General features: G+C 37.6%; 1 pseudogene. It reads right to left on the bottom strand.

Annotated elements, in window-relative coordinates:
- Window positions 1-4 precede the first annotated feature (4 nt).
- Window positions 5-984: pseudogene (gene tuf, locus CUL_RS0100005) on the bottom strand (elongation factor Tu); the annotation flags it as partial.

The following is a 984-nucleotide window of genomic DNA, read 5'->3' as shown; positions in this document are numbered from 1 at the left end:
GTTAAAAAAATGGTGTATGTCTTCCACCTTCTTCTTTAGTTAGTACATATACTTCTGCTTCGAATTTTGTATGTGGAGTAATAGTACCAGGTTTTGCTAATACTTGCCCTCTTTCAATTTCATCCCTTTGAACTCCTCTTAAAAGGGCTCCTATATTGTCTCCTGCTTGAGCTTCTTCTAGGATCTTTCTAAACATTTCTACTCCTGTTACTACTACTGTTCTAGATTCTTCTTGTAATCCTACTATCTCTACGTTGTCTCCAGTTTTTACTACTCCTCTTTCTACTCTTCCCGTTGCTACTGTTCCTCTTCCTGTTATACTGAATACGTCTTCTACTGGCATTAAGAATGGTTTGTCTGTTTCTCTTTCTGGTTCTGGTATATCATTATCTACTGCTGTCATTAATTCTACTATCTTATCTCCCCACTCTCCGTCTGGATCTTCTATTGCCTTTAATGCTGATCCTACTACGATGCTTGTATTGTCTCCATCGAATTCATATTCTGATAACAACTCTCTTACTTCCATTTCTACTAATTCGATTAATTCTTCATCGTCTACCATATCTGCTTTATTTAAGAATACTACTATCTTTGGTACTCCTACTTGTCTTGATAATAATATATGTTCTCTTGTTTGTGGCATTGGACCATCAGCTGCTGATACTACCAATATGGCTCCGTCCATTTGTGCTGCCCCTGTAATCATGTTCTTTACATAGTCAGCGTGACCTGGACAGTCTACGTGTGCATAGTGACGGTTTTCTGTTTCATATTCTACGTGGGATGTAGAGATTGTTATTCCTCTTTCTCTCTCTTCAGGTGCCTTATCTATATTGTCATAGCTCATTATTTCCCCTGAACCAAATCTTCTATTTAATACTGTAGTTATTGCTGCTGTTAATGTAGTCTTACCGTGGTCTACGTGACCTATTGTTCCTATATTTACGTGAGGTTTAGTCCTTTCAAATTTTGCTTTTCCCA

Source organism: [Clostridium] ultunense DSM 10521 (assembly GCF_000511955.1).
In the GTDB taxonomy this organism is placed as follows: Bacteria; Bacillota; Clostridia; order Tissierellales; family Tepidimicrobiaceae; genus Schnuerera; species Schnuerera ultunensis.
The sequence above is the reverse complement of the archived record's forward strand: the minus strand, read 5'-3'. Positions and strand labels throughout refer to the sequence as shown.